Consider the following 21,593-nt stretch of genomic DNA (forward strand, 5'->3'; position numbering starts at 1 on the left):
GTGTGACCGGGATGCACACCTCATACCCCGCCGCGCGGAGGGAAGGTCGGCAGCGTCGGCATCGGCCGCGGTGAGGTGGGCGTACCCGTGGTGGGGCGAGGCGTCCCGGTGTTCGGCGTGTCGCTCTCCTCGGTGTCCCGGCGCGGGCGGTCCTCGTCCGGCTCGGTCCCGCGACCCGGCCCGCCGCGCCTGGTGAAGCCACCGGCGGTCGATGTCGCCGTGGTGGCGGAAGCGGCGGTGGATTCCGCAGCGGGCTCGGCGGTCGCTGCCGAGGTGGGGGTCACCACCGGTGCCTCGAACTCGGGTTCCCCCGTCGTCGTCTCCGCGGGCTCGGTGGGCGTGGTCTCGGTCGTCGCTGCGGTCGTGCTCGTCGCGACCGGCGACCCGATGTCGAGCGTCGGCTCGGCCGCAGGACGCAGGACCTGCCGCTCGACGGGCTCGGCCTGCGGGAACACGAACAACGCACCGACGCCCAGCACCGCGAACACCGCCACCGATGCCGCGATGACGGGAACGGTGCGCTTCGCCCGACGATCGCGACGGGGGAAGCCCTCCCGGTCCAGCGGTTCGAGCCGGCGCCCGAGATCGAGCAGTTCCGCCTCCGAGGGCTGCACCGTGAGCAGCCGTCCACGCAGGTGCGCGGGCAGAGGGGTGAAGGGGAGAAGCGAGAACGTTCCGAGCGCATTCGGCACGCGGGGCACCGCACGGTCGACGAAGTCCTGCGCATGGGCGAGGACACGTCCGTCGCCGGCGGAACCGAGCAATGCCTCGATCTCGTGGGACGAGAAGTGATGCCGGACCGTGAGGTCGACGACCTCGCGCGCGGTGCCGTCGAGCAGGTGGACCGCCTCACGGACGTCGAGCACGTCGGAAGCGGCCTGATAGGCGGGGTCGGCCGCGGGGAGATATTCGAGGGCGGAGCCGGTGCGCTCGAGCACGCGGATGCATTCGGCACGGACCACGGCGTAGAGCCAGGCCCGCAGGAGACTCTCGTCGCGCAGCGACCGGATCCGCGCGGTCGCCGTCCAGACCGCGTCGTACACCACGTCCGAGGCCGATGACACGGCGACGAAGCCGCACGCGTACGCGTACAGGCCGGGGGCGAAACGGTCGAAGACCGCTGCCGTGGCGTCCGGCTCCCCGTTCCGCAACGCTGCGGCGAGTTCGCGGTCCGGACGTCCGGGGTGGTGCCCCATCGATGGAACCTCCCTGTCGTGCATGCGCCTCCGCGCGCCTGCGGTCGTGAGTTCCGGGGAAGTCTACGAGCAGGTGCGCCCCACGGCGAGGATGCGATCCATCGGGACCGTCGACGCCGGAAACGGGAGTGTCGCCACGCGGCGCGCGTCCGTAGGGTGGCGGGCATGGGGTGGACCACGAACGATATTCCGGATCTGTCGGGACGCACGATGATCGTGACGGGGGCCAACAGCGGACTCGGTGCAGAGACCGCCCGGGCGCTGGCGCACGCCGGTGCCGAGGTGGTGCTCGCGTGCCGCGATGTCGCCAAGGGTGAGTCGGTCGCGGCCGATCTCGGCGACCGCGCCACCGTGCGCCGTCTGGACCTGGCGGATCTCTCGTCGATCCGTGCGTTCGCCGACGAGGTGCGTGCCGAGCACGAGCGTATCGACGTCCTGGTCAACAACGCCGGCGTCATGGCGGTACCGCTGCGGCGGACGGCCGACGGTTTCGAGATGCAGATCGGGACCAATCACTTCGGCCACTTCGCGCTCACCGGGTTGCTGCTCGACCGCATCACCGACCGGGTGGTGACGGTCAGCAGCACGATGCACCGCATCGGCAGCATCGATCTCGACGACATCGATTGGGAACGTCGCCGCTACGAGCGGTGGCTCGCCTACGGGCAGTCGAAGCTCGCGAACCTGTTGTTCGCGTACGAACTGCAGCGGCGCCTGACTGCAGCCGGATCGAGCGTGAGTTCGCTTGCCGCGCATCCGGGTTATTCGTCGACGAATCTGCAGTACCGCAGCGAGTCCTGGCACGGGAAGATCGTCGAACTCGTCACCCCGATCATCGGGCAGTCCCCGCAGCAGGGTGCGCTCCCGACGCTCTACGCGGCGACCTCACCGAATGCGGAGCCGGGTGGCTACTACGGGCCGGATTCCTTCTTCGAGATGCGCGGCCGGCCGAAGCGGGTGCAGTCCACCTCGCGGTCACGCGACGAGATCCTGGCGCGGAGGTTGTGGGAACTGTCGGAGCGGCTGTGCTCCGTCGAGTACTCGATGCCCTAGAGCTCTCGATACCGCGGATCCTGCTGAGCTGCAGTTCTCACGTCAGGGTGAACGAGACCGGCGGCAGATCGTCGCGTCGGCACAGTCCGGTCTGATCCACGAGGTCGAGGGTGCGCAGATAACGCCGGACCAGATCGCCTGCCGAGAGCCCCGCATCCGATGCGGTGCGCAGGGCGGCGGCGAGTCCGTCCCCGCGTGCCCAGCGGTGGATCGCGGCGACGGCGATCGGATCCGGATCCGGCCCCACTTCCAGGCCGAGACGCTCTTCGCGTCCGGCGAGTTCGCTCCACAGCCGTGAGGTGGCGCGCAGCGCCTCGTCGATCGCCGTGGTGGTGCGTCCCGGGACTCCGACGGTGCGGCGCCGGGTCTCGCCCAGAGCGCTCGAGGCGACGGCGGCGAGTTCGGCCGGTGTCAGCCCCGACCACGCGCCCGTCCGCACGCATTCGGCGACGAGAAGGTCGTTCGCGCAGTAGATCCGGCCCAGGCGACGACCGTCGTCGGTGACGTAGGCCGACCCGCCCATCGGGTCGCGGAGCAGATAACCCCGCTCCTCGAGCAGATCCAGTGTGCGATCGAAGGTCTCGACGAGGCGTCCGGTGACCGTGTCGATCTGCGACCGCATCCGTTCGGTGTCGCCGTGCACCGCGGCGCGTCGCGCAGAGAGGGCGAGGAGGCGCTCCCTATCGCCGCGTCGATGCGCAGGATGCGACCGCACCGCCCGTGCCAGCGACGTCACCAGCTCGGCCGAACCGGAGCGTCGTGCCTCGGCGAGCCGGTCGCACAGGTGCCGGTACTCGGTGAAGCCCTCGGCGTCCCCGAGTTCGGTGTCGAGATCACGCAGCGCCGTCGTGTTCGCGCGGACGGCGTCGGTGAGCGCCGCGACGGATCGTTCGGCCTGGAACTGGGCGAACGAGCGTCGCAGGAACTCGCGGGAGCCGGGGATGCCGCGACCGGCGACCAGGTTGACCGCGGTGTTGTAGCCGACGCGCAGCGAACTGTGGAGCGGGTACGAGCGTGCGCCGGCGAGGCCGGCGACGGTCGCGGGGGCGGCCTCGGGACTCCACAGCACGACGGCGTGGCCTTCGACATCGATGCCGCGCCGACCGGCGCGACCGGTGAGCTGGGTGTACTCGCCGGGGGAGAGGCGCACCGGTCCGTCGGCGGTGGGTTTGACGAGGCGTTCGAGGACGACGGTGCGCGCCGGCATGTTCACCCCCACGGCGAGGGTCTCGGTGGCGAACACGACCCGCACGAGACCGCGGGCGAACAACTCCTCGACGGTGTGACGGAAGGCCGGGATCAGACCGGCGTGGTGCGCGGCGAAACCGCGTTCGAGTCCTTCGAGCCACTCGGCGTGACCGACGGCGTCGAGATCTGCGGGCGGCAGCGCTGCGGTGTGCCGGTCGGCGACCGCGCGGATCTCGGCGACGTCGGCCGCCTCGGTGAGCCGAACCGACGATTCGAGGCATTCGGCGACGGCGCCGTCGCACCCGTTGCGGCTGAACCGGAACCAGATGGCCGGCAACAGTTGTTCGGCCTTGAGCCGGGCGACGACCTCGGGCAGGTCGGCACCGGCCGGTCCGGGTGCTCCGCGCGCACGTCGCCGTCGTCGTCCACGGCCGGTCGCGGGGCCGGGCGCGGCCTCGACGAGCTGGCGGTGGGCGATGTACCGCTCGAGGGTCTCGTCGACGGTGCCGGACGGGGACAACAGGTCGAACAGCCGCCCGCCGGCGAGCATGTGCTGGGTGAGCGGGACGGGCCGGCTCTCCTCGACGACGACCGCGAGGTCGCCACGGACGCCGCGCAGCCAGCCGCCGAACTCCTCGGCGTTGCTCACCGTGGCCGACAGGCTGGTCAGCCGCACGTCATCGGGAAGGGAGAGGATCGCTTCCTCCCACACCGCACCGCGCTCGCGGTCGGCGAGATAGTGCACCTCGTCCATGACGACGTGGGTGAGTCCGTGCAGGAGCGGGGAGCCGCCGTGCAGCATGCTGCGCAGCACTTCGGTGGTCATGACGACCACGGGCGCGTGCGGGTCCAGCGAGATGTCGCCGGTGAGCAGACCGACGCGGTCGTCGCCGAAGCGACGCGACAGGTCGAGGTACTTCTGGTTGCTCAGCGCCTTGATGGGGGTGGTGTAGAAGCAGCGTCCGCCCGCTGCGAGCGCGAGACGGGCGGCGAATTCACCGACGACGGTCTTGCCCGCCCCGGTGGGGGCGCACACCAGGACGTCGCGGTCGTCCTCGAGGGCGCGGCAGGCCTCGATCTGGAAGTCGTCGAGGGGGAAATCGAGTTCGGTCGCGAACAGCGCGAGCTGCGACCGGTCCTGCGTGCGCACGTGTCCACGCTACGGGTCGGCGCGGACATGTGCGCAGCGCAGGGTGACTCAGTCCTCCGTCACCTCGAGGGTGACTCAGTCCTCCGTCACCTTCGAGGGTGACTCAGTCCTCCGTCACCTCGAGGGTGACGTCGATGTTGCCGCGGGTCGCGTTGGAGTACGGGCACACCTGGTGGGCCTTCTCGGTGAGCTCGAGCGCCTGCTCGCGGGGGAGGTTCGGAAGAGTCACCTCGAGGGTGACGGCGAGACCGAATCCGCCGCCGTCGGTCGGGCCGATGCCGACGCGGGCGCCGACCGCGGAGTCGCTGACGTCCGCCTTCTCCTGTCGGGCGATCATCTGCAGTGCCGAGTGGAAGCACGCGGCGTACCCGGCGGCGAAGAGTTGTTCGGGGTTGGTGCCCTTGCCGCTGCCGCCCATCTCGGTGGGGATGGACAGGTCGAGGTCGAGCTTGCCGTCGCTGGTGCGGGCGTGGCCGTCGCGGCCTGCTCCGGTGGCGAGTGCTTCGGCGGTGTAGATGATGTTCACGATGTCCTGCCTTTCTTCGAGAGTGCGCCGGGTGCTTCCTGCAACGCGGCGGTCAGGCGGTGGAGCGTCTCGCGCAGCGCGACCAGTTCGTCGACGTCGAACCGGCTGTCCCGCGTCACGCAGCCGGGGATGTCCGTGGCCTCTGTCCGGAGTGCATCTCCCGATTCGGTGAGGTGGACGACGACACGACGTTCGTCGGTCTGCTGCCGGCGTCGTTCGACGTATCCGGCGGCCTCGAGCCGTTTGAGCAGGGGGGAGAGTGTGCCTGTGTCGAGATCGAGCGAGTCGCACAGATCCTGCACGCCTCGCGCATCGCGTTCCCACAGCGCCAGGAGCACCAGGTACTGCGGGTAGGTGATGCCCAGCCGATCGAGATGTGGCCGATATGCGGCCGTGATGGTGCGGGAGGCGCGGTAGAGCGCGAAGCACACCTGCTGGTCGAGTTCGAGTGGAGACGGCACGGGAATGAATGTAGCGCCCCGTTTTGTTGTGCACAACATTAATGGCCACAACTCGATACGTGTTCCGGATCACTTCCATGTGGGAATTGAGAGCGCTCTGGGCACGTTAGTTGAGTGAGAATGGCTCAAGTTCGACAGAAAGGCTTCGGAATGCCGGCATTCTTCGGGCCTGGTGGCCCCGGCCGAATCGACATCACACGTTTCATGAGCCGCGGTACCCAGGACCTCCTCGCCCACGCAGCGCGCTACGCCACCGACCGTGGTGACGCGGAACTCGACGTGCTGCACCTCCTCCGCGCGATGGCGGAGCAGGATCCGTCCCGCACGGTCATGACGCGCGCCGGAGCCGACCCCGCCGACGTCGCTGCCGCCGTCGACCAGCGGCTGCCGCAGAGCCGCCCCGGTGAGGCCGTCTCCGCACCCGCACTGACCGGTGCCGTGAAGACCGCACTCCTCGAAGCGCACCAGCTCTCGCGTGCGCTCGGCTCCACCTACATCGACCCCGAGCACCTGTTCTTCACGCTCGCGGCCGACCAGACCCGCGCTCCCGGACGCCTGCTGGCGTCCCTGGGCGTGACCCCGCAGGCATTGCAGACCGCACTGCAGCCCACCCCCGCAGCTCCCGCCGCGGAGGAGACCCCGACGCCGACGCTCGACAAATTCGGCGTCGACCTCACCGAGCGGGCGCGCGGCGGCGGCATCGACCCCGTCATCGGCCGTACCGACGAGATCGAGCAGACGATCGAGATCCTCGCGCGACGCACCAAGAACAACCCGGTGCTCGTCGGTGAGGCCGGCGTCGGCAAGACCGCCATCGTCGAAGGACTCGCCCAGCGCATCGTCGACGGGGACGTCCCGGACATCCTGCAGGACAAGCGGATCGTCCAGCTCGACCTGACGGCGATGGTCGCCGGAACCCGATACCGGGGCGACTTCGAGGAACGTCTCACCACAGCGCTCGACGAGATCACCGCCCAGCAGGGCAAGCTCATCGTCTTCATCGACGAGATCCACACCGTCGTCGGCGCAGGCGCCGGCAACGAGGGCGCGATGGACGCGGCGAACATTCTCAAGCCGAAGCTCGCCCGCGGTGAACTGCATGTCGTCGGTGCGACCACCCTCGACGAGTACCGCAAGCACATCGAGAAGGATCCGGCGCTCGAACGCCGTTTCCAGCCCGTCACGGTCGACGAGCCAGCACGCGACGACGCCGTCGCGATCCTGAAGGGTCTCGCCGATCGGTACGCCGAGTTCCACAAGGTCCGGTACACCGACGAAGCGCTCGAAGCGGCCGTCGACCTGTCGATGCGGTACCTGCCCGACCGGCACCTGCCGGACAAGGCGATCGACCTCGTCGACCAGGCCGGTGCACGACTGCGCCTGCGGGTGCCGCGCACCGACGTGACCGAACTGCGTTCGAGGCTGGACGAACTCGAAGCGGAGAAGGATCGCGCCGTCGAGGCCGAACAGTACGAGGATGCCTCGCGCATCCGCGACGAGATCCTTCGCGTCCAGGCTCGGATCGACGGTGGCGACAGCGAGGGCAACGGAGAGAGAACTCCGACCGTCGACCCGGAGCTGATCGCCGAGATCGTCTCGCGGGCCACCGGAGTCCCCGCATCGCGGATGACCCGCGCCGAGAAGGAGAGGCTGCGCACTCTCGAGGACGAGCTGCACAAGCGCGTCGTCGGACAGGACGAAGCCGTCCACGCCGTGGCACGTGCCGTGCGGCGCAGCCGCTCCGGCATGAGCGACCCGCGTCGTCCGGTGGGCAGCTTCCTGTTCCTCGGTCCCACCGGCGTCGGCAAGACCGAGCTCGCGAAGGCCCTCGCCGAGGTGCTCTTCGGTGACGAGCGCACCATGCTGCGCATCGATATGAGCGAGTTCGGCGAACGCCACACCGTGAGCCGTCTCGTCGGCGCCCCTCCCGGTTACGTCGGTTACGGCGAGGCCGGACAGCTCACCGAACAGGTGCGTCGCCACCCCTACTCGGTGGTGCTGCTCGACGAGATCGAGAAGGCGCACCCGGACGTGTTCAACACACTGCTGCAGGTCCTCGACGACGGTCGCCTCACTGACGGTGAGGGACGCACGGTGGACTTCACCAATACCGTCGTCATCATGACCAGCAACCTCGGTTCGGACATCATCTCGAGCCGCGGAGGCGCGCTCGGCTTCACCACCGGTGACGCCGAGGCGGCCGAGAAGCCGCTGCGTGACCGGGTCATGGGACGGCTGCGCGAATCGATGCGGCCGGAGTTCCTCAACCGCATCGACGAGATCGTGATGTTCCGCAAGCTCGACGACGACCAGCTGCACCGGATCACCGAGCTGCTGCTCGACGACAGCCGGAAGCGGCTGCAGAGCAGGGGGATCGACCTCGAGTTCACCGCCGACGCGGTGGCGTGGATCGCCCGCAACGGTCACCAGCCCGAGTTCGGTGCCCGTCCGTTGCGCCGCTCGATCTCCCGGGTGGTCGACGACCGCATCGCCGACATGCTGCTCGACGATGCGCTCGCCGAGGGCAACCGGGTCACGGCGGACGTCGTGGAAGACGAACTGCTGCTCCAGGTGAGCTGACCCGCACGACGAGGAAGGGGAGAGATGCCACGGCATCTCTCCCCTTCCCGCGTTCGGGGGGTGGTCAGCGGGCGGTGAGACGACGGATCGCCTCGAGCGGCAGATGAAGCCACGAGGGACGGTGCCGAGCCTCGTAGACCACCTCGTAGACCGCCTTGTCGAGCTCGTAACCACGCAGCAGGACGTCGGAGCCCCGTGGATCCGTGCCCGAGGCAGCTGCGTAGCCGTCGCAGAAGGCGGCACAGTTGCGTTCGGCCCACTCCCGGGCCCGGAACTCCCGCTGCGACTCCACCGCCGTGCCTTGTTCGGATTCACGGATCGAATGATGCGCGGCGTAGTCGAACGACCGCAGCATTCCCGCCACGTCCCGGAACGGACTGTCGGGCTTGCGGCGCTCCTCGAGCGACTTCGCGGGTTCGCCCTCGAAGTCGATGAGCAACCAGCGCTCGGGGGTACGCAGCACCTGCCCGAGATGCAGGTCGCCGTGGATGCGGTGCACCGGAACCTGACCCAGCGCCGCAACCTCATCGAACCGGGCCCGGACCGCGTCGGTGAGTTCGGCGAGCTCGGGGACCTCGGCCGCCGCACCCTCGAGCCGGCGGATCATGCCCTCGGCCAGTTCGGCGGCGGCGCGCTCGTCGGTGCCGAGCGCGGAGCCGAGATGGGCGTGCACATCCGCCACGGCCGCACCGATGCGGTGGGATTCCCCGGCGAAGTCGGTGCCCAACTCGTCGGCGCGCAGGTCTCCTTCCAGGAGCAGGTCCCGGACACTGCCGAGTGCCATCGACCAGCCGTCGGCCGAGTTCGCCGCGAAGTCCTGCACCATCGCCAGCGTGGTGCGGACCCCGTCGACCTCCGCTTCGATCCATGCCCGGATCGGGGCGATCGACCGACATCCGTCCTCGCCGAGCGCGAGCGGCAGTTCGACGTCCGGATTGATGCCGAGCGTGAGCCGACGAAACATCTTGAGCAGCAACTTCTCTCCGAGGACCACGGAGGTGTTGGACTGCTCCGCGCTCAGCGCACGCCCACGCAGGCCCGGTTCGATGACCGCACCCGGCACGGTGTGGAGATCCACCGGGCCGGCGGGGGTGCCGCTCGCCAGATTGCGCGAATACCGGTCGAGGATCTCCTGATCGCGGAGGCCGTCGTAGACGTGCAGGCCGTGGTCGTGGGAGTCGTCGGGGCCGACCACGCTCCACGACTGCAGTTCCTCGGGGAGATGGGAACGGAAACCGAGGGGCACTTGATAGATCTGGTCCGCGGTCGAGTCGAACGAGACCTTCACGATCAGATGGTCGGCCCCGAAACCGGACTCCTCCACGAGCGGATGACGCAGGACGACACCGATCCCGGTGATGGTGTGGCCCTTGGCCGCGAACCATCGCTGGTGCGGCATCCATTCGCGCAGATCCTCGACGAGCCGTTCGTCCGGGTAGAGCTCGTTGTTGGTCGTCACGGCTGCACCGCCGCTTCCGCTTCGCTGCTCACCGGGTGTTCGCCCGGTCCCTCCTTGGACGGATCGGGTTGCAGCGCGAACCAGAAGAATCCGTGACCGGGCAGGGTGATCATGTAACCCTCCTCCGTGATCGTCGGGAACGGGACGGACCCGGTCAGCTCCACCGGGATCCACCCGGCGAAGCGCGACAGATCGAGGACGACCGCCTGCGGATAGCGCGACAGGTTGTTCACGCACAGGATGACGTCGCTGTAGTTGCGTTCCGGGCCGGGCAACATCTCGCGCAGATAGGACAGGATCGCGGGATTCGCGCTGCCGAGTTCGGTGAACGAGGCCTCACCGAAGGCCGGATGCTGCTTGCGGACCTGGATCATCCGCCGCGTCCAGTGCAACAGCGAGTTCGTCGAGTTCATCTGCGATTCGACGTTCACCGCCTGGTACCCGTAGGTGGGATCCATGATCACCGGCAGGTACAACCGGCCCGGATCGGCGCGGGAGAAGCCCGCGTTGCGGTCGGGGGTCCACTGCATCGGGGTCCGCACCGCGTCGCGGTCGCCGAGCCAGATGTTGTCGCCCATGCCGATCTCGTCGCCGTAGTACAGGACGGGGGAGCCCGGCAGGCTCAGCAACAGAGCGGTGAAGAGCTCGAGCTGGTTGCGGTCGTTCTCCAGCAACGGCGCCAGACGACGGCGGATGCCGATGTTCGCGCGCATCCGCGGGTCGGTGACGTACTCGGCGTACATGTAGTCGCGTTCCTCGTCCGTCACCATCTCGAGGGTCAGCTCGTCGTGGTTGCGGAGGAAGATGCCCCACTGGGCGGTCTTCGGGATCGGCGGGGTCTGGGCGAGGATCTCCGAGATCGGGAAACGGTTCTGTCGCCGCACCGCCATGAAGATGCGCGGCATCAGCGGGAAGTGGAAAGCCATGTGGCACTCGTCGCCGATCTCGGGTTCGCCGAAGTACTCGACGACGTCGGTGGGCCACTGGTTCGCCTCCGCCAGCATCACCCGGCCGGGATATTCGGCATCCATCACCGCACGGCACTTCTTGAGGAAGGCGTGCGTCTCGGGGAGGTTCTCGCAGTTGGTCCCCTCACGCTCGAACAGATAGGGGACCGCGTCGAGGCGGAACCCGTCGATGCCGAGATCGAGCCAGAACCGCAGGACGTCGAGCATCGCGTCCTGTACTTCGGGGTTGTCGTAGTTCAGGTCGGGCTGGTGCGAGAAGAACCGGTGCCAGTAGTACTGCTTGCGCACCGGATCCCACGTCCAGTTGGACGTCTCGGTGTCGACGAAGATGATGCGGGCTTCCTGGTATCGGTCGTCGACATCCGACCACACGTAGAAGTCGCCGTACGGCCCGTCGGGGTCGCTCCGGGATTCCTGGAACCACGCGTGCGTGTCGGACGTGTGGTTCATGACGAGGTCGGTGATGACGCGGATACCGCGTTTGTGCGCCTCGTCGAGGAAGGTGACGAAGTCCTCGACCGTGCCGAATTCCGGTAGCACCGCCCGGAAGTCGCGGATGTCGTAGCCGCCGTCGCGGAGCGGTGAATCGTAGAAGGGCGGCAGCCAGATGCAGTCGGCGCCGAGCCACGCGATGTAGTCGAGTTTCTCGGTCAGCCCCCGCAGGTCGCCGGTGCCGTCGTTGTTCGAGTCGTTGAAAGCGCGGGCGAGAACCTCGTAGAACACCGCGGTCTTGAACCAGTCCGGGTCGACGGGCAGGCTGCGCGCATGGGCGAAGTCCTCCGCCCGGCTCTCGACGAGATGACCGTCTTCGGTGTGTTCGTATTCGGGTACTCGGTCGGACGGATCCGGCATGGCACCTCCGTGCTCGTCGCGTCGCAGGATGGACTCGACCCAGAATGCCCCGGCGGACGGATTTCCACACCCGGACCGGACGGAACGCTATGTGAGTGCACGTGTGCGCCGATAGATTGGCGGGCATGACTGCGAACCGGCCCGAAGGGCGGGTGGCCGAGCTGTGCACCCGCATGCGTTCGTTCATCGACGACGAGGTGATTCCTCTCGAACCCGTCCTGAGCCGTCACGACGACAAGGCCGCCGAGGCGCTCGTCGGGCTGAAGGCCAGGGCGAAGGAACTCGGGCTGTGGGCCCTGGGGCATCCCGAGGAGATGGGAGGGGGCGGGGTTCCCTTCCTCGACTTCGTCTACCTCAACGAGATCATCGGCCGCTCCGAGTACGGTCAGCTCGCGGTGGGATCGGTGTCCATGCAGGACGCCCTGATGATCCAGCGGCACGGCACCGCCGAACAACGCGAGCGCTGGATCCCAGGGCTCGTCTCCGGCGACATCCTGCCCTCTGTCGGCATGACCGAGCCGGAGGTGGCGGGATCCGACCCCGTGCTCGTGCAGACCACCGCCCGGCTCGAGAACGGCGAATGGGTGATCGACGGGCACAAGTGGTTCACCACCGGCGCCGCGCAGGCCGGCTACTGCACGGTCTTCGCCCGGACCGAACCCGAGTCGACTCCGCTGCACCGCAGCATCAGTGCGATCATCGTGCCCATCGACACCCCCGGACTCGAGATCGTGCGGGCGATCCCCACGATGGGGCACGACCCGAGCGATCACTACGAGGTGCGGTACGACGGTGCGCGCGTTCCCGAGGAGAACGTGCTCGGTGAACGCGGCAACGGCTTCGTCGTCGCGCAGGACCGGCTCGGGCCGGGACGGATCTTCCACTGCATGCGGTGGCTCGGCCAGGCCCAACGGGCCTTCGAACTCATGTGTGCGCGCGCCAACTCCCGCTTCGCCCACGGATCGCTGCTCGCCGAGAAGGGTGAGATCCAGCGCTACATCGCCGAATCCGCCGCCGACATCCAGGCCGCCCGTCTGATGACGCTGGACGCCGCGCGGGTGATGGATGCGGGGGAGGACGCCCGGGTCCGGATCGGGCTCATCAAGTTCCGCGGCGCGCAGATGCTGCACGATGTCGTCGACCGTGCGATCCAGGTGTACGGGGCGCTCGGTCTCACCGCCGACACGCCGCTCGAGGGGATGTACCGGCGGGCGCGCTACGCCCGTATCTACGACGGCCCCGACGAGGTGCACCGGATGTCCACGGCACGGCGGATGCTGCGCGACCCGGAACGCGTGCCGTGGCGGTAGACCGCCGGCCGCTCGTGACCAATGCGACCTGCTCTTCGCACTAGGGTTCTTCGGCACGCCGGGAGGTCGATGCAAGTATGTGGCGTGGCATCGGGGGAGGTCGGCAACAGGGAGCGGTCGAGCGGCGCGCGGTCCGAAGGGTGATCTCATGGAACGCTTCGCGGTGGGTGCCGACGATGCGTTCGTCCTGCTCCGGAAGTTGTCCGAGGAACGCAACGTGCCCCTGCGACGGATCGCGGGGCACGTGGTCGACGCGGGCGGTGAGGTATCTATGCCAGTTCGGGTGGGAAGCCTCCCGTGGCCACCGGGCTCCAGCGGGTCGGGGTGATCCGGATCAGCGACTTGCGCTGATCGCGCATGGCCTGCCGGTACTCGTCCCAGTCCGAATGTTCCCCGGCGATGTTGCGGAAGTACTCGACGAGCGGTTCGACGTCGTCGTGGGCATCGATCACCTCCGCGGTTCCGTCGACCTGCACCCACGCGTCGTTCCAGTCGTCGGACAGCACGACGACACCGACCTCGGGCCGGCTGCGGGCGTTGCGGGTCTTGGCGCGCCGGGGATAGGTCGCGATCACGATGCGTCCGCGGTCGTCGACGCCGCCGGTGACGGGGGAGGCCTGCGGTGTACCGTCGTCGCGTTGCGTCATGAGGATCATTCGGTGCCGGGGCCGGACGAAGTCCAGCAGTTCCTGCAGGCCGACTGCGGTGTTGGTGGCGATCTTGCGGGCCATTCACGTTCTCCTGTTCCGAAGGGTCACGACTCGAGGAGCGCCGCGAGTCGCGCGAGGTCCTCTTCCACCATGCGCGTGTCGCGGTCGAACTCGTCGTCGGTCAGTTCGATCTGCCGGACGGTGAGGACGACTTCGGCACCGTCCGGATGGGGGAGTACCCGCATCGGGTTGTGCACCGTCGTACCCGACGGCAGTGTCACCTCGTGGTCGAGCACCCCGTAATCGTTGGCGCCGACGAACCGCACGGTGACCTCGCCCATCGGGGAGTCCGCGACGAGGGCGTCGCCGACCCGCCGCACCTCGCTTTGTGCCAGACCGGCCGCCCACTTCGGCAGGTTGTCGGGATCCGCGGCGAACTCGTAGACCCGGCGCGGTGGGCATCGGACGACCCGAGCGACATGGCGGCTGCGGACGACGTGCGTGCTCATGCTCGCCACATTAGAAGTTCGGGAGGTCGATCGCCGCCGGAATGTGGGAGTTCCTGAAGCGCAACGTCTTCGGAGCGACGGCGTTCAGCCGGTACCCGGATCGGCGCGGCCCCCTTCGTCACCTTCTCGGTACTCCTCGCCGTCTTCGTCTTCGTCTTCGTCTTCCTCGCCCTCGGAGCGCTACTGGAGCAGACCGGTCCGACGAGGGTCGGGGGTTATTTCGGGCTCGCCGCTGCCGCCGGCGCCTGGTACACCTCCGCTGCCGGGGTGCTGAGCACGACCTTCGGGCGTGTCGTCCTGCCCACGGGCCCACGCTGACGGGGCACCTCTTCGTTCCCGTGCGGGGGCGGTTTGACAGGCGCATCGGCCGTCCTGGTACAGTCCGGGGCTATGCAGCGTGCATATTTCTGGTTTAGCAGGCCGGCCCGGGGTGGGTCGGTCGGCGTGACCGCGCGCTGACTTCTTCACCTACGAGCCGGATCCAGACCGGCTCGTCGGAATCTCAGGTTCTCTCGGGTCGGAATCCGAACCACCGAGAACAGGAACCATCGATGAGCCCCAGCACCGGAACCGCGACCACCGGAATCTCCACGTCGAATCTCGACGAACAGCGCACCGTCAAGGTCAGCCCTCTCGTCGCACCCTCCGAGATCCGTGCCGAGTACGCACCCGACGCCGTCGTCGCAGCGACCGTCCGTTCGGGCCGCGCCGGCACCGTCGACATCCTGAACGGCACCGACGACCGTCTCGTCGTCGTGGTCGGCCCCTGCTCCGTGCACGACCCCGCCGCCGCGATGGACTACGCGCGCCGTCTGGCCGCCAAGGCCGAGGAGCTGCGCGACGACCTGCACGTCGTGATGCGTGTGTACTTCGAGAAGCCGCGCACCACGCTCGGGTGGAAGGGCCTGCTCAACGACCCGCACCTCGACGGCACCTTCGATATCAACACCGGCCTGCGCATCGGCCGCAAGCTGCTGCTCGACGTCTCCGGTCTCGGCCTGCCCGTCGGCTGCGAGTTCCTCGACCCGATCCTTCCGCAGTACTACGCCGACCTGGTCACCTACGGAGCCATCGGCGCCCGCACCGCCGCGAGTCAGGTTCACCGCCAGCTGTGCAGCGCGCTGTCCATGCCCGTCGGCATCAAGAACTCCACCGAAGGTGACGTGCAGGTCGCGGTCGACGGCACCCGTGCCGCAGCGGCCAGCCACGTCTTCCCCGGCACCGACCTCGACGGTCAGGCCGCGCTGATCGAGACCGTAGGCAACCCGGACTGCCACGTCATCCTGCGCGGTGGCAGCGCGGGACCGAACTACGACGCCGAGACCGTGGCCGACACGATGGCCCGCCTGTGCAAGGCCGGTCTGCCCGAGCGTGTCGTCATCGACGCAAGCCACGGCAACAGCCGCAAGGACCACAACAAGCAGGTCGACGTCGTCACCGATGTCGCCGAGCGCATCGAGGCCGGCGAGAAGGGCATAGTCGGACTGATGCTCGAGAGCTTCATCGAGGCGGGACGTCAGGACCTGACCCTCGGCGAGGCCGACAAGCTCGACTACGGCAAGTCGATCACCGACGCGTGCATCGACTGGGACACCACCGCCGCGCAGCTCGACCGCCTCGCGCAGGCCGTGCGCACCCGTCGCGGCTGAACCGTCTGCGGCGCGAAGGGCCGGCGGAGTCGTCAGCGATGACGAACCGCCGGCCCTCGTCGGTCCGGTAGCGTCGTTTCCATGACTACGAACAGGTTGTCGATCGTCGTGCCGGCCCACAACGAGGAGCGTTACATCGCGAAATGCCTTGCGGCGCTGCTCGCCCAGAAGTCGGAGATCCACGAAATCCTGGTCGTTGACAACAATTCGACCGATCGCACCGCGCAGATCATCGAAGCCATCGCCGCCGGCGAGCCCCTCGTGCGACGGATCGTCGAGCCAAGACCGGGTGTCGCATTCGCGCGCAATGCCGGATACGACGCGGCCACAGGAGATCTCATCGGACGGATCGATGCGGACACGCGGGTTCGTCCCGATTGGGCGCACACCGTCCGCAGTTTTTTCGCCCGCGACGACACCGCCGAGGTGGGAGCGATCAGCGGACTCAGCAACTCCTACGATTCCCCCTACCGCAGGCTCAAACAGTGGTACATCGACAAACGGGTCGCGCAAGGAACATTCGGCGGGGAACGGCGGATCGACAATCTGCACGGCGCGAACATGGCACTGCGACGCTCGGCGTGGGAGCGTGTCCGGGAGGTCGTCAGTACGGACCCGAGAATCCACGAGGATCTGGATCTGGCACTGTGTCTGCGCGAGGCGGACATCGAGATCGCCCAGCTGACCGATCTGTACGCCGACCTGTCGCCGCGTCGGGCCTACACCCCGCCCCGTGAGTACGCGGCCTATATCCAGTCGGGAATCGACACCTTCGAACTGCACGGCCGCCTGACGCCGGAGATCCTCAGGCTCATCCGTCTACAGTCACGTCTCCACGTCCTCGTGTATGCGGCATACCGGCCCTACGACCCCGACCTGGGCAGATTCACCCTCCGGCGCGCGATCTTCGGCTCCGGCGGACGTGCGATGCCGATCGACACGAAGGGCCGCACGCCGTCCCCCTGACGACGGGTGGCCGGGACGCCGCAGGACCGTCCCGGCCACCATCGTGGGATCTTCTCGCCTCAGGTCACCTCAGCGGCGTGAAATCGCGGCTGCCGAGATAGGGCGGACGTGGCCTCGAGGCGGCGAACGGCTCGACGAGCGTGTTCTCGACGCTGTTGAACACGACGAACAGATTCGAGCGCGGGAACGGCGTGATGTTCCCGTTGGAACCGTGCATGCAGTTCGAATCGAAGACCGTCGCCGACCCCGCCGGGCCGGTGAAGGTCGCGATACCGTGCTCGGCGGCCAAACGGGTGAGGGTGTCCTCGTCGGGCGAACCTGTCGGCGGAACGTGGGTGACCAGCGACTCCCGGTAGTAGTCGTCGGGCGTCTCACCGGCACACGAGACATACGTCTTGTGCGAACCCGGCATGATCATCAGACCGCCGTTGTAGCCGTAATTCTCGGTGAGGGCGATCGAGATGCTCAGAGCACGCGGCTTGGGCATGCCGTCCTCTGCGTGCCACGTCTCGAAGTCCGAATGCCAGTAGAACGGTCCACCGCGGAAGCCGGGCTTGACGTTGAGCCGCGACTGGTGGACGTACACCTCGGATCCCAGCAGTTGCCGTGCGATTCCGGCGATTTCGGGCCTGCGGACGATCGAGTCCACAAGATCGCTGAGCCGGTGCACGTCGAAGACCGAGCGGACGTCGCCGCTGCCCTTTTCGCGGACCACACGGTCGTCGTCGCCGAGTTCCCGGCCGAGTCGTGAGGTCTCCTCCAGAAGGTTCCCGACGTCGTGGGCGGCGAGAAGTCCTTCGGCGGTGTGGAACCCGCGGCGGTCGTACTCGATCACGGCCTCGGCGTCGAGCGGCCCGCCGGCAGCCGAACCCCAGACGACGGGATCCTTCCTCTCGACGGACTCGCAGGCGGTGCGACCGCGGGTCGGATAGTCGTCGCGAACGGTCGTGCGCATAGCTCGTAGATCACCCTCTCGAAAGTCGATGACGGTTCGCTTCCGACGTTCCCACTGAAAATGCAGGAATGCAAGCCGGGCCCCGACATGTCCGCGTACCGACTCCTCGCCCATAACTCCTGGTCGAATCGAGTTTCGTTCCGGAACCGGCCGGGTATCCGGCGGCATCGCGACGGTCGGCAGCCGGTGCGCGTCAGCGGTGCTCTCGGTATGCGCGAGGGGTGTTTCCGGTCCACCTCTTGAACGCACGGCGGAAGGCGCTCGGCTCGGAGAAACCGAGCCGGGACGACAGATCGTCGACCGCTTCACCGCGTCTCAGGCCCGCGATCGCGAGGTCGCGGAGGACCTCCTCGCGCAACTGCCCCAGCGACGTGCCCTCCTGGCGGAGCAGGCGTCGCAGATGGGGAGGGCTCACCGCGAGCCTGCCGGCGATGTCCTCGGCGGTCGCCGTCCGGCCGTCGATGCCCGATTCGAAGATCCGCCGCACCTGGGACGACACCGTCGACTCGTATTCACGTTCGGAGAGAATGAGATTCGGAGAATCCCGCAGGTACTCCTCGAGTGATTCCTCGGTCTGCACGAGTGGCGACTTCAGTGCAGCATTGTCGATCTCGAGCGCGGCCCGTCCCGCACCGAAGGTCACCGGCACGCCGAAGATCGCGTCGTAACTGCGGGCCAGGACGGGATCGGGTTCGGTGTACGGCAGGAACACCGACCCGAGGGGGACACGCCCACCCACCAGCCACGCGGCGAAGCGGTGCAGCAACATGAGAAGGAAATCCACCACCACGCGGGTCTTGTCGTCCACGACCTCCGGCAGTTCCACGTCCAGGAAGGTGGTGGACGCACCCGGGGTCAGGCTCAACTGCGGCAGGGACCGGATGACATGGTTCACCTCGATCATCCGTTGCAGAGCGTGGTCGAGATCGGGTCGGTGGATGAGGGTCAGGCACATAACCCGGAAGGTGCCGCGGGGCACGGGAGCCGCTGCGATGCCGAAGAGTTCGTCGTCGGTGATCTGCCAGACCACCTGCGTGAAACGACTGACCTGGGCGGGCGTGAGCCGGGCATGGGGATGGGTGAGCACCGCGCGGCTGATGCGTGCTGCCTCGAGGGCCGGTTGCAGATCGATGCCCTCCTCGGCTCCCACCTGTACCGCTCGCGACACGAAGTCCGACGGGATGGTCGGTCGCAACATCTAGCGCGCCTCCTGCAATCCGTTCAGACGTGCCACCGCTTCGGTGAGCACCTCGTCCCGTTTGCAGAACGCGAAGCGCACCAGATGGTTCCATGACGCGGTGTCGTCCACGAAGACGCTCACCGGTACCGCGGCCACCCCGATGCGGCCCGGAAGTTCCCGGCAGAAGGCCACCGCGTCGGTCCGGCCGAGGGGTGTCAGATCGGCGCACACGAAATACGTTCCGGCGGAGTCGAACACTTTCAGGCCGGCCTCGGAGAGTGCGTGGGACAGGAACGTTCGCTTGCGCTCGAGGTCGGCGCGCATCGACGCGATCCATTCCTGTTCGTGCGTCAACGCATGTGCGACCGCCGGTTGGAAGGGCGCCCCACCGACGAACGTCATGAACTGTTTCGCGGCGCGCACCCCGTCGATCAGCTCGCGCGGGCCCATCGCCCACCCGATCTTCCATCCGGTGACGTTGAAGGTCTTGGCGGCACTCGAGACCGTGATCGTCCGTTCGGCCATGCCGGGCAACGATGCGAGCGGGATGTGCGTGCGGCCGTCGAAGACCAGATGTTCGTACACCTCGTCGGACAGCACCAGCAGTTCGCGTTCGCAGGCGAGCTCGGCCAGGGCGGTCAGCGCTTCACGGTCGTAGACGGTGCCGGTGGGATTGTGCGGGCTGTTGACGACCAGCATCCGTGTCCGGTCGGTGACGGCGGCGCGCAGGGCGTCGACGTCGAGCACGAAACCGTTCCCGGAACGGGTCAGCGGCACGGTCCGTCGCGTCGCGCCGGCGAGCGCCACCGAGGCCGCATACGAGTCGTAGTACGGCTCCGTGAGGAGCACCTCCTCTCCGGGTTCGACGAGCCCGAGGATGGCGGCGCTGATCGCCTCGGTGGCACCGACGGTGACGAGCACCTCGGATTCGGGGTCGTGGTGCAGGCCGTACCGTGCGGCGCGGTCGGCGGCGATCGCCTCGCGCAGGACCGGCATGCCGGACCCGGGCGGGTACTGGTTGACCCCCTCGGTGATGGCGCGGCGGGCGATCTCGAGCATTGCGGGCGGGCCGTCGACGTCGGGAAATCCCTGCCCGAGGTTGATCGCGCCGTGCCGGACGGCGAGTTCGGTCATCTCGGCGAAGATCGTCGAGGCGAACGGTCGTAACCGGGAGACCGTACGAACTCGTCCCGAAGTCGTCGAATCAGCCATTCCTGCAGCGTAGCGCCCGCGGTGTCACATCCGTGAGGTCTGCCTCGTCTCCATGATGTAGGCCACCTCGAACCGGCGGAGTATCCGTCGGTCGCACCGGAAGGACACCGTCATGGCACGACTCGAAGCCGTCGCTCCCGACCGCACCGGTCCGATGACCCGTGCGATGTATGCGCTCGCCCGCCGCAGGTTCGGTTCGGTCCCCGAACCGTTCGCGGTGGCCGCGCACCATCCGCGGTTGATGCGTACGAGCGGAGTCCACGAGATGCTCGCCCAACGCGCCTCCACCGTCCTGCCCGCCGCGGTCCGGGAGATCGCCGTCTACCGCGTGGCGTGGACCGTCGGATGCTCGTGGTGCATCGACTTCGGGACGATGCTGCAGCGACTGGACGGACTCGACACCGAACGACTCGCCCACATCGCCGAGTACGAGACCTCCGATCTCTACAGCGACGACGAGAAAGCCGCGATCGCCTATGCCGATGCGATGACCGGCGACGTGGCGAAGGAGGTCACCGACGAACAGGTCGCCGACCTCGAGCGTCGTTTCGGGCCGGCGGGCGTCGTCGAACTCACCTATCAGATCGCGCTCGAGAACATGCGTGCGCGCATGAACTCGGCGCTGGGCATCCACGATCAGGGATTCAGCACGGACGCCTGCCGGGTACCCTGGGCCGACGAAGCCGGGAACGCGTGACGCCTAGTCGAAGATGCTGTCGGGCAGGAGCACTCCGCGTCCGAGCTTCTCGGGGTTCGCGATGTCGTAGGCCGCCCAGATTCGTCCGTCCCGCACGGTCCACGCCGTCACGCGCGGAGGGAAGCCCGGCCGACCGTCCTCGGCCGGGCGACCGCGGTTCAACAGACCCATCTCGCCGTTGACGAGGACCGGTTCGAAGGCCGTCAACGCCTCGGCTCCGTAGAGCCGCAGCAGTCCGAGGATGAACCGCGCGACCTTCTCGGCTCCGACCACGACGTTCAGCGCCGTACGGGTCGTGCCGCCGGCGTCGCCGATCATGCGGGCGTCGGGATGGAGCGCGGCGACGACGGCGTCGAGGTCGGCGCCCGCGAAGGCCGCGACGAGCCGCCCGACGGCCTCCTCGTGTTCGGCCGGTGAACTCGGCGGTGGAACGGCCGAGACCGTACGGCGGGCGCGGGAGGCCAGCTGGCGGGCGGTCGGGGTGGCGACGCCGAGGATGCGGGCGATGTCGTCGAACGAGACGTCGAACGCGTCGTGGAGCACGAACGCCACGCGCTGTGCCGGTGTCAGGCTGTCGAGGACGACGAGCGCGGCCAGGCGGTTGTCCTCGTCGCGCACGATCTCGTCGAGCGGGTCCGGGGGAGCGAGGGAGCCGAGGGGCGCCACGACGGGTTCGGGCAGCCACTGGCCCACGTAGGTCTCGCGGCGCACCGCGGCCGAGCGCAGTCTGTCGAGGCACAACCGTCCTACGACTGTCGTCAGCCAGGCACGCAGGTCGCGCACCTCGGAGACATCCGCGCCCACGAGTCGCAGCCATGCGTCCTGCACGGCGTCCTCGGCGTCGGCGATGCTGCCGGTGAGGCGGTACGCCACCGACAGCAGGTGGGTGCGGTTCTCCTCGAATGTCTTCTGGGTGCTCTCGTCGAGCATGGGGACGATGCTAGACGCGATCGGCTGCGGGGCGAAGGGGTGTCGATCGCGCGTACGGATGCTGTCGGGCGCCTATTCTCGTCCTCGAACGGAAGGGGCGCC

General features: G+C 68.2%; 20 protein-coding genes. 8 read left to right on the plus strand and 12 right to left on the minus strand.

Features of this window, described 5'->3' with window-relative positions; genetic code table 11:
- Nucleotides 1-20: 20 nt before the first annotated feature.
- Nucleotides 21-1,196, minus strand: coding sequence for a sigma-70 family RNA polymerase sigma factor (locus RBB84_RS24940; RefSeq protein ID WP_064255935.1), 1,176 nt, complete (start codon nucleotides 1,194-1,196; stop codon nucleotides 21-23).
- Between the two features lie 165 nt (nucleotides 1,197-1,361).
- Between RBB84_RS24940 and RBB84_RS24945 the strand changes: the two genes are divergently transcribed.
- A complete protein-coding gene (locus RBB84_RS24945; protein ID WP_064255934.1) occupies nucleotides 1,362-2,249 on the plus strand; it encodes an oxidoreductase in 888 nt (295 codons plus the stop codon).
- Between the two features lie 37 nt (nucleotides 2,250-2,286).
- On the opposite strand, the gene RBB84_RS24950 is transcribed toward RBB84_RS24945, so the two are convergent.
- The 3 genes from RBB84_RS24950 to RBB84_RS24960 form a co-directional block, all read right to left on the minus strand.
- Nucleotides 2,287-4,587 (minus strand): DEAD/DEAH box helicase, encoded by a 2,301-nt coding sequence (locus RBB84_RS24950; protein WP_064255933.1) that lies wholly within the window; start codon nucleotides 4,585-4,587, stop codon nucleotides 2,287-2,289.
- 103 nt (nucleotides 4,588-4,690) lie between these two features.
- Nucleotides 4,691-5,113: an organic hydroperoxide resistance protein gene (locus tag RBB84_RS24955; protein WP_006551727.1), complete on the minus strand. Its 423-nt coding sequence runs from the start codon at nucleotides 5,111-5,113 to the stop codon at nucleotides 4,691-4,693.
- Nucleotides 5,110-5,574 (minus strand): MarR family winged helix-turn-helix transcriptional regulator, encoded by a 465-nt coding sequence (locus RBB84_RS24960; RefSeq protein ID WP_064255932.1) that lies wholly within the window; start codon nucleotides 5,572-5,574, stop codon nucleotides 5,110-5,112. Before RBB84_RS24960 ends, RBB84_RS24955 begins: the two co-directional genes overlap by 4 nt.
- Nucleotides 5,575-5,724: 150 nt before the next feature.
- Between RBB84_RS24960 and RBB84_RS24965 the strand changes: the two genes are divergently transcribed.
- Nucleotides 5,725-8,154: an ATP-dependent Clp protease ATP-binding subunit gene (locus RBB84_RS24965; protein ID WP_350246995.1), complete on the plus strand. Its 2,430-nt coding sequence runs from the start codon at nucleotides 5,725-5,727 to the stop codon at nucleotides 8,152-8,154.
- 64 nt (nucleotides 8,155-8,218) lie between these two features.
- On the opposite strand, the gene RBB84_RS24970 is transcribed toward RBB84_RS24965, so the two are convergent.
- Together RBB84_RS24970 and treS are read right to left on the minus strand one after the other, a co-directional pair.
- Nucleotides 8,219-9,553 carry a phosphotransferase gene (locus tag RBB84_RS24970; protein ID WP_231911984.1) on the minus strand — a complete coding sequence of 445 codons (1,335 nt, stop codon included), beginning with the start codon at nucleotides 9,551-9,553 and terminating at the stop codon, nucleotides 8,219-8,221.
- Between the two features lie 56 nt (nucleotides 9,554-9,609).
- Nucleotides 9,610-11,433, minus strand: a complete 1,824-nt coding sequence (gene treS / locus RBB84_RS24975; RefSeq protein WP_064255929.1) for a maltose alpha-D-glucosyltransferase — start codon at nucleotides 11,431-11,433, stop codon at nucleotides 9,610-9,612.
- Nucleotides 11,434-11,558: 125 nt separating this feature from the next.
- Between treS and RBB84_RS24980 the strand changes: the two genes are divergently transcribed.
- Complete coding sequence (locus RBB84_RS24980; RefSeq protein WP_183079167.1) at nucleotides 11,559-12,743, plus strand: acyl-CoA dehydrogenase family protein; 1,185 nt, start codon at nucleotides 11,559-11,561, stop codon at nucleotides 12,741-12,743.
- 148 nt (nucleotides 12,744-12,891) lie between these two features.
- Nucleotides 12,892-13,071 carry an ANTAR domain-containing protein gene (locus RBB84_RS24985; RefSeq protein ID WP_228044897.1) on the plus strand — a complete coding sequence of 60 codons (180 nt, stop codon included), beginning with the start codon at nucleotides 12,892-12,894 and terminating at the stop codon, nucleotides 13,069-13,071.
- On the opposite strand, the gene RBB84_RS24990 is transcribed toward RBB84_RS24985, so the two are convergent.
- Nucleotides 13,013-13,474, minus strand: coding sequence for a PPOX class F420-dependent oxidoreductase (locus tag RBB84_RS24990; RefSeq protein ID WP_006551722.1), 462 nt, complete (start codon nucleotides 13,472-13,474; stop codon nucleotides 13,013-13,015). The genes RBB84_RS24985 and RBB84_RS24990 overlap by 59 nt on opposite strands.
- Before the next feature lie 23 nt (nucleotides 13,475-13,497).
- The gene (locus tag RBB84_RS24995; RefSeq protein WP_064255928.1) at nucleotides 13,498-13,902 is read right to left on the minus strand and encodes an SRPBCC family protein; all 405 of its coding nucleotides are present in this window, start codon (nucleotides 13,900-13,902) and stop codon (nucleotides 13,498-13,500) included.
- Between the two features lie 99 nt (nucleotides 13,903-14,001).
- On the opposite strand from RBB84_RS24995, the gene RBB84_RS25000 reads away from it, so the two are divergent.
- The 3 genes from RBB84_RS25000 to RBB84_RS25010 all read left to right on the plus strand — a co-directional run bounded on the left by RBB84_RS25000 (nucleotide 14,002) and on the right by RBB84_RS25010 (nucleotide 16,517).
- Complete coding sequence (locus RBB84_RS25000) at nucleotides 14,002-14,220, plus strand: GPR1/FUN34/YaaH family transporter (protein ID WP_082920997.1); 219 nt, start codon at nucleotides 14,002-14,004, stop codon at nucleotides 14,218-14,220.
- 233 nt (nucleotides 14,221-14,453) lie between these two features.
- Nucleotides 14,454-15,551 carry a 3-deoxy-7-phosphoheptulonate synthase gene (locus RBB84_RS25005; RefSeq protein WP_064255927.1) on the plus strand — a complete coding sequence of 366 codons (1,098 nt, stop codon included), beginning with the start codon at nucleotides 14,454-14,456 and terminating at the stop codon, nucleotides 15,549-15,551.
- An 81-nt stretch (nucleotides 15,552-15,632) separates the two neighbouring features.
- Nucleotides 15,633-16,517 (plus strand): glycosyltransferase family 2 protein, encoded by an 885-nt coding sequence (locus RBB84_RS25010; protein WP_064255926.1) that lies wholly within the window; start codon nucleotides 15,633-15,635, stop codon nucleotides 16,515-16,517.
- A 64-nt stretch (nucleotides 16,518-16,581) separates the two neighbouring features.
- Here RBB84_RS25010 and thpD read toward each other — a convergent pair whose 3' ends face one another.
- From thpD to RBB84_RS25025, 3 genes are all read right to left on the minus strand, one after another.
- Nucleotides 16,582-17,472, minus strand: coding sequence for an ectoine hydroxylase (gene thpD / locus RBB84_RS25015; protein ID WP_006551718.1), 891 nt, complete (start codon nucleotides 17,470-17,472; stop codon nucleotides 16,582-16,584).
- 193 nt (nucleotides 17,473-17,665) lie between these two features.
- Entirely contained in the window at nucleotides 17,666-18,670 is a 1,005-nt protein-coding gene (locus RBB84_RS25020) for an AraC family transcriptional regulator (RefSeq protein WP_006551717.1), read from the minus strand.
- Nucleotides 18,671-19,864 (minus strand): pyridoxal phosphate-dependent aminotransferase, encoded by a 1,194-nt coding sequence (locus RBB84_RS25025; protein ID WP_037217059.1) that lies wholly within the window; start codon nucleotides 19,862-19,864, stop codon nucleotides 18,671-18,673. It abuts the gene before it with no gap.
- 112 nt (nucleotides 19,865-19,976) lie between these two features.
- Between RBB84_RS25025 and RBB84_RS25030 the strand changes: the two genes are divergently transcribed.
- A complete protein-coding gene (locus RBB84_RS25030; protein ID WP_006551714.1) occupies nucleotides 19,977-20,561 on the plus strand; it encodes a carboxymuconolactone decarboxylase family protein in 585 nt (194 codons plus the stop codon).
- A gap of 3 nt (nucleotides 20,562-20,564) precedes the next feature.
- Here the strand turns inward: RBB84_RS25030 and RBB84_RS25035 are convergent, their stop codons facing one another.
- Complete coding sequence (locus RBB84_RS25035) at nucleotides 20,565-21,491, minus strand: sigma-70 family RNA polymerase sigma factor (RefSeq protein ID WP_064255925.1); 927 nt, start codon at nucleotides 21,489-21,491, stop codon at nucleotides 20,565-20,567.
- Nucleotides 21,492-21,593 lie beyond the last annotated feature (102 nt).

The organism is Rhodococcus sp. D-6 (assembly GCF_040256695.1).
GTDB lineage: Bacteria > Actinomycetota > Actinomycetes > Mycobacteriales > Mycobacteriaceae > Rhodococcus > Rhodococcus pyridinivorans.

Bases quoted from the DNA above. Each gene is read 5' to 3' on its own strand.
- RBB84_RS25020 (WP_006551717.1), bottom strand. From the start codon at position 18,670: ATGTTGCGACCGACCATCCCGTCGGACTTCGTGTCGCGAGCGGTACAG.
- RBB84_RS24970 (WP_231911984.1), bottom strand. From the start codon at position 9,553: ATGCCGCACCAGCGATGGTTCGCGGCCAAGGGCCACACCATCACCGGG.
- RBB84_RS25005 (WP_064255927.1), top strand. From the start codon at position 14,454: ATGAGCCCCAGCACCGGAACCGCGACCACCGGAATCTCCACGTCGAAT.
- RBB84_RS24980 (WP_183079167.1), top strand. From the start codon at position 11,559: ATGACTGCGAACCGGCCCGAAGGGCGGGTGGCCGAGCTGTGCACCCGC.
- RBB84_RS24965 (WP_350246995.1), top strand. From the start codon at position 5,725: ATGCCGGCATTCTTCGGGCCTGGTGGCCCCGGCCGAATCGACATCACA.
- RBB84_RS24940 (WP_064255935.1), bottom strand. From the start codon at position 1,196: ATGGGGCACCACCCCGGACGTCCGGACCGCGAACTCGCCGCAGCGTTG.
- RBB84_RS24995 (WP_064255928.1), bottom strand. From the start codon at position 13,902: ATGAGCACGCACGTCGTCCGCAGCCGCCATGTCGCTCGGGTCGTCCGA.
- thpD (WP_006551718.1), bottom strand. From the start codon at position 17,472: ATGCGCACGACCGTTCGCGACGACTATCCGACCCGCGGTCGCACCGCC.
- treS (WP_064255929.1), bottom strand. From the start codon at position 11,433: ATGCCGGATCCGTCCGACCGAGTACCCGAATACGAACACACCGAAGAC.
- RBB84_RS25025 (WP_037217059.1), bottom strand. From the start codon at position 19,864: ATGGCTGATTCGACGACTTCGGGACGAGTTCGTACGGTCTCCCGGTTA.
- RBB84_RS25035 (WP_064255925.1), bottom strand. From the start codon at position 21,491: ATGCTCGACGAGAGCACCCAGAAGACATTCGAGGAGAACCGCACCCAC.
- RBB84_RS24985 (WP_228044897.1), top strand. From the start codon at position 12,892: ATGGAACGCTTCGCGGTGGGTGCCGACGATGCGTTCGTCCTGCTCCGG.
- RBB84_RS25030 (WP_006551714.1), top strand. From the start codon at position 19,977: ATGGCACGACTCGAAGCCGTCGCTCCCGACCGCACCGGTCCGATGACC.
- RBB84_RS24945 (WP_064255934.1), top strand. From the start codon at position 1,362: ATGGGGTGGACCACGAACGATATTCCGGATCTGTCGGGACGCACGATG.
- RBB84_RS25010 (WP_064255926.1), top strand. From the start codon at position 15,633: ATGACTACGAACAGGTTGTCGATCGTCGTGCCGGCCCACAACGAGGAG.
- RBB84_RS24990 (WP_006551722.1), bottom strand. From the start codon at position 13,474: ATGGCCCGCAAGATCGCCACCAACACCGCAGTCGGCCTGCAGGAACTG.